The sequence below is a fragment of the Streptococcus intestinihominis genome, from assembly GCF_046824975.1.
Taxonomy (GTDB): Bacteria; Bacillota; Bacilli; order Lactobacillales; family Streptococcaceae; genus Streptococcus.
The window spans coordinates 24,236-29,539 of record NZ_JBKQBL010000007.1; the positions used below are offsets into that span (position 1 = coordinate 24,236).

Below are 5,304 nucleotides of genomic sequence, written 5' to 3' on the forward strand. Positions count from 1 at the left end.
GGAAGACAGACTGACCCGCAATTTCTTCCATGTTACTAATGATATTCATTCCTTGAGGCTGTGTAGCACCTTCCACTTTTTTGGTGACTCTTGAAACGATGTTAAAAAGATCAGCTGTTTCATCTGGTGTCATCTCCAATAGATTACGGGCGTGTTTTTTTGGAATCACGAGGGTATGGCCTGGAGTGACCTGAGAGATATCTAAAAAAGCAAGAAAATGGTCGTCCTCGTAGACCTTAGAAGAAGGAATTTCTCCGGCAACAATCTTACAAAAAATACAATCCGAAACCATAAATGCACCTCAATTTCGCTAGATTTTGTTATAATATAAGAACATTATACCAGAAAGCTAAGAAAATATGTTAGAAATAAAAAACCTGACAGGAGGCTATGTCAATATCCCTGTCTTAAAAGATGTTAGTTTTGAGGTTGGTGATGGCCAATTAATTGGATTGATTGGCTTGAATGGAGCAGGGAAATCAACGACCATTAATGAAATAATTGGCCTATTGCGTCCCTATGCTGGCGAAATCCGAATTGATGGTTTGACTTTAGCTACTTCTCCAAGTGCTTATCGCCAAAAAATTGGTTATATTCCTGAAACACCGAGCCTTTATGAAGAGTTAACCCTGCGTGAGCATATTGAGACAGTGGCGATGGCCTATGACTTGGATCAGGAAGCAGTTTTTGCGCGTGTGACTCCTCTCTTGAAGCAATTCCGACTAGAGGAAAAATTGGATTGGTTTCCTGTCCATTTTTCTAAGGGGATGAAACAAAAGGTCATGATTATTTGTGCCTTTGCTGTTGATCCAAGTTTGTTTATTGTCGATGAGCCTTTCTTAGGTTTGGATCCAGTTGCGATCTCAGATTTAATTCAATTATTGAAGGTGGAAAAAGAGAAGGGGAAATCTATTTTAATGAGTACCCATGTGCTGGATTCTGCTGAAAAAATGTGTGATGCCTTTGTCATCCTCCATAAGGGACAGGTCCGTGCTCAGGGGACTTTAGAGGATTTGCGGACAGAATTTGGAATGGCAGATGCAGATTTGAATGAGATTTACCTTGCACTAACAAAAGAGGCGGACCGATGATTGAAGTTTTACAAAAGAGGAAGACGACCTTTCGCAATCAGTGCTTAAAATATTCTCGCTATGTGTTTAATGATCACTTTGTCCTCTTTGTCCTGATTTTTCTAGGCTTTTTAGCGGTTCAGTACAGTCAATTTTTGCGCTCCCTACCAGAAGATAAGAGCCTTCTCCTCCTTGTACTTGCCCTTGCTCCTTTGCTCCTGCTTCCAATTGGTTCCATCGCAACCTATTTTGAGAAGCCAGACATGATTTTCCTTCTGGCAAAAGAAGAGCAATTGAAAGGCTATTTGAACCAACAGATCTTACGAGCGACTATTTTCTGGGGAATTGTACAAACCCTTGTGCTTGTTCTATTTGTCCCTTTGGCTTTGGCTTTAGGACTGTCTCTTACCATTGTAGTGGTTTATTTGGCTATTCTCTTCTTGTTGAAGGTTCTTGTTTTTCAAGGGAAGGGGAAAAGATTCTATAACCAGGCGGGTCTTGATTGGAAGCGAATCGTAGAACTAGAAAACCAGAGAAAGCAAAGGATTCTAAGATTTTTCGCCCTTTTTACCACAGTAAAAGGAATGACGAATAGCGTGAAACGGCGGGCCTACTTAGACAGACTAACAAGCATGGTTCCGAAAGTCAGTTCCAAGACTTGGAACAATCTGTATCTCCGTTCTTATCTCAGAAATGGAGATCTGTTTTCCATGAGCCTGCGTCTATTAGGACTAGCAATCGCTGTCTTTGTCTTCATCCCGCAAACGCTAGTAGCAGTAGCCGTCGCGGGGCTCTTGAATTATTTACTTGTTTTTCAATTGCTCGGACTCTACAAGGCCTTTGACTATCAGTATTTGACGCGACTCTTCCCCTTGGAAATCAGTGCTAAAACACGGGGGCTTCTTCAAACAGTTCAATCGGTGACTTTGTTTGTGGTTCTTGTCGAGGGAGGACTGGGATTACTGGTCTTTGAAGAGAAAATTCTCGTCCTGGCCTTGCTAGCTTTCACAGCCTTTTTAGCCTATGGTTATGCACCTTTCAAGGTGAGACGATTAGTTGACGAAACGCTTTAAAATTAGTAAAATAGATGGGAAACTTTTTACGGAGGAAGAGATGGACTCGAACGAAAAAGAGCTAACGTTAACCCCAATTGCTGGTAAAAGCGGAAAAGCCTTTATGGGGACTTATCCGGATGGGGGGAAAGTATTTGTCAAAATGAATACGACTCCAATATTAGCAGGGTTAGCTAAAGAACAAATTGCTCCACAACTCTTATGGAGCCGACGCTTACCTGACGGAAATGTGATGAGCGCACAAGAATGGTTAAATGGAGAAATTTTAACTCCAAATGGGATGGGGAAAAAGCAAGTGGTTCATATCCTGACTCGTTTGCACCGTTCACGCCCCTTGATGACGCAATTGAGAAAGTTGGGCTACACAGCTGAATCGCCATTGGATTTATTGAATTCTTTGAGCAGTCAGTTGCCAATTGCTTTGCGTCAAAACAATTATTTGCAATCTGTATTAAAGAGTTTACGACAGACTGTTCCAGCTTTTCGAGAAGATTATGCAACCATTGTCCACGGAGATGTCCGTCACAGTAACTGGATTGAAACGGATAGTGGATTTATCTACTTGGTAGATTGGGATTCTGTCCGCTTAACAGATCGGATGATGGATGTGGCTCATGTTTTAAGTCACTACATTCCAGATTCCCAGTGGCAGGATTGGTTGGTCTATTACGGCTATAAGTACAATGAAACTGTATTTGGTAAATTGTACTGGTTTGGTCAATACTCTTTCCTTTGTCAGATTGTAAAATACTATGAAAACAATGATTTAGAGAATGTGAACCGGGAAATTTATGCCTTGCGTAACTTCCGGTCAAAATATGGGAAGGAAGCATGAGAGTTAGAAACCGTAAAGGTGCAACCGAATTATTAGAAGCCAATCCGCAATATGTCATTTTGAAGCCAGAAGAAGCCAAAGGGAAGTGGCATGAGATTTTTGGAAATGACCATCCTATTCATATTGAAGTGGGAAGTGGTAAAGGAGCTTTTATTACTGGAATGGCAAAACAAAATCCAGACATTAACTATATCGGGATTGATATTCAAAAATCAGTATTAAGTTATGCTTTGGATAAGGTGTTAGAAGCTAACGTTCCCAATATCAAGTTGCTTTGGGTAGACGGGGATAGCTTGACCAATTACTTTGAAGACGGTGAGATTGATCAATTGTATCTCAATTTTTCAGATCCTTGGCCGAAGAAACGCCATGAAAAACGTCGTCTAACCTACAAGAGTTTCTTAGATACCTTCAAACAGATTTTGCCAGAACATGGTGAGATTCATTTCAAGACGGACAATCGAGGACTCTTTGAATACAGTTTGGTGAGTTTTTCTCAGTATGGAATGACCTTGAAGGGTGTCTGGCTAGATCTTCATGCTAGTGATTTTGAGGGAAATGTCATGACCGAATATGAAAAGAAATTCTCAAGTAAGGGTCAGGTCATTTATCGGGTTGAAGCACAATTTTAAAGTCTAGTTAAGGATTGACGTCTCCTGAAAAGGAGGCGTTTTTCTTTTGGATAAAAGCTGGATGAATGAGGAAGGCGAAATTCTTGCATTTTGACGGAACTTGTGCTAGAATATTTAAAACGAATAGAAAAGGAGAGGCGAAGACATATCTTCGCCTCTTGTCTGTGAGGAGGTGTTGTCCTATCGCAACAATTGTTGAATTAGTAACAGAAATTCTTCAACCAGCCATCCAAGCTCCATTTGAATTGGTGGATGTGGAATATGGAAAGATGGGAGGAGATTATGTTCTAAGTATCTTTGTTGATAAGCCAGGTGGTATTACCCTGAATGATACAGCAGATTTAACAGAAGTGATTAGTCCTCTGTTGGATCAGATTCAACCAGATCCATTCCCAGAACAGTACTTCCTAGAAGTGACGAGTCCTGGTTTGGAGCGTCCCTTAAAAACCAAAGATGCAGTGGAAAAAGCTCTGGGTCAATATATCCATGTCAGCTTGTACAAGGCAGTTGACAAACAAAAGGTCATTGAAGGAACACTCGTTAAGTTCGAAGATGACCAATTGACCATGGAATACATGGACAAAACCAGAAAGAAAACCATTGAAATCCCCTATAGTCTTGTCTCAAAAGCAAGACTAGCTGTCAAATTATAGCAGAAAAGAAAGGAAGGCTCTTAGTAGCCTAAGAGCAAGAAAAGAATGAGTAAAGAAATGCTAGATGCTTTTCGCATCTTGGAAGAAGACAAAGGAATCAAAAAAGAAGATATCATTGAAGCTGTCACAGAATCATTGCGTTCGGCTTATCGGAGACGGTATGGTCAAGCAGAAAGTGCGGCTATCGAATTTAATGAAAAGACGGGTGACTTCCGCGTTTATACTGTTCGTGAAGTAGTGGATGAAGTATTTGATAGCCGGTTAGAAATTAGCTTGAAAGATGCTCTTGCGATTAGCTCTGCCTATGAATTGGGAGACAAAATCAAATTTGAAGAAGCACCTGCTGAGTTTGGCCGTGTCGCAGCTCAATCTGCTAAACAAACCATCATGGAAAAAATGCGCAAGCAAACTCGTGCGATTACCTATAACACTTATAAAGAACATGAAAATGAAATTATGAGTGGAACGGTTGAGCGTTTTGATAATCGCTTTATCTATGTAAATTTAGGGTCTATCGAAGCTCAATTGTCTAAACAAGACCAAATCCCGGGTGAAGTCTTCCAATCTCATGATCGCATCGAAGTCTTTGTCTACAAAGTAGAAGACAATCCTCGTGGGGTCAACGTTTTCGTAAGTCGTAGCCATCCAGAAATGATCAAACGTTTGATGGAACAAGAAATCCCTGAAGTCTATGATGGAACCGTTGAAATCATGAGCGTGGCGCGTGAAGCTGGAGACCGGACCAAGGTGGCTGTTCGTAGCCATAATCCAAACGTAGATGCGATTGGAACCATCGTTGGTCGTGGTGGATCGAACATCAAAAAGATTACTAGCAAGTTCCACCCAGCTCGTTATGATCAGAAATTGGATCGTATGGTCCCAACAGAAGAAAATATTGATGTCATTGAGTGGGTACCAGATCCAGCAGAATTTATCTACAATGCCATCGCGCCTGCTGAGGTCGATCAAGTCATCTTTGACGAAGAAGACAGCAAGCATGCCCTTGTGGTAGTACCAGATAGCAAACTATCTCTTGCGATC

At 41.1% G+C, this 5,304-nt stretch carries 7 protein-coding genes; 6 read left to right on the top strand and 1 reads right to left on the bottom strand.

Translation table 11 applies throughout. From position 1 onward, the window contains the following. On the bottom strand, nucleotides 1–292 hold a 292-nt coding region (locus ACLOR3_RS09610), incomplete at its 3' end, for an HIT family protein (protein ID WP_412037182.1). Nucleotides 293–359: 67 nt separating this feature from the next. Between ACLOR3_RS09610 and ACLOR3_RS09615 the strand changes: the two genes are divergently transcribed. The 6 genes from ACLOR3_RS09615 to nusA all read left to right on the top strand — a co-directional run. Continuing rightward, nucleotides 360–1,091 (top strand): ABC transporter ATP-binding protein, encoded by a 732-nt coding sequence (locus tag ACLOR3_RS09615; protein ID WP_125336180.1) that lies wholly within the window; start codon nucleotides 360–362, stop codon nucleotides 1,089–1,091. Continuing rightward, on the top strand, nucleotides 1,088–2,143 hold the full coding sequence (locus tag ACLOR3_RS09620) for an ABC transporter permease (protein WP_411400988.1): 1,056 nt from the start codon (nucleotides 1,088–1,090) through the stop codon (nucleotides 2,141–2,143). Before ACLOR3_RS09615 ends, ACLOR3_RS09620 begins: the two co-directional genes overlap by 4 nt. Before the next feature lie 40 nt (nucleotides 2,144–2,183). Beyond that, complete coding sequence (gene ccrZ, locus ACLOR3_RS09625) at nucleotides 2,184–2,978, top strand: cell cycle regulator CcrZ (protein ID WP_023022280.1); 795 nt, start codon at nucleotides 2,184–2,186, stop codon at nucleotides 2,976–2,978. Then, nucleotides 2,975–3,610 carry a tRNA (guanosine(46)-N7)-methyltransferase TrmB gene (trmB, locus tag ACLOR3_RS09630; RefSeq protein WP_061564771.1) on the top strand — a complete coding sequence of 212 codons (636 nt, stop codon included), beginning with the start codon at nucleotides 2,975–2,977 and terminating at the stop codon, nucleotides 3,608–3,610. Before ccrZ ends, trmB begins: the two co-directional genes overlap by 4 nt. Nucleotides 3,611–3,774: 164 nt before the next feature. Continuing rightward, entirely contained in the window at nucleotides 3,775–4,263 is a 489-nt protein-coding gene (gene rimP / locus ACLOR3_RS09635) for a ribosome maturation factor RimP (protein WP_185759948.1), read from the top strand. 45 nt (nucleotides 4,264–4,308) lie between these two features. After that, on the top strand, nucleotides 4,309–5,304 hold a 996-nt coding region (gene nusA / locus ACLOR3_RS09640), incomplete at its 3' end, for a transcription termination factor NusA (protein ID WP_412037183.1).

Coding starts and splice junctions, on each gene's coding strand:
- ACLOR3_RS09620 (WP_411400988.1), top strand. CDS start 1,088: ATGATTGAAGTTTTACAAAAGAGGAAGACGACCTTTCGCAATCAGTGC.
- ccrZ (WP_023022280.1), top strand. CDS start 2,184: ATGGACTCGAACGAAAAAGAGCTAACGTTAACCCCAATTGCTGGTAAA.
- ACLOR3_RS09615 (WP_125336180.1), top strand. CDS start 360: ATGTTAGAAATAAAAAACCTGACAGGAGGCTATGTCAATATCCCTGTC.
- trmB (WP_061564771.1), top strand. CDS start 2,975: ATGAGAGTTAGAAACCGTAAAGGTGCAACCGAATTATTAGAAGCCAAT.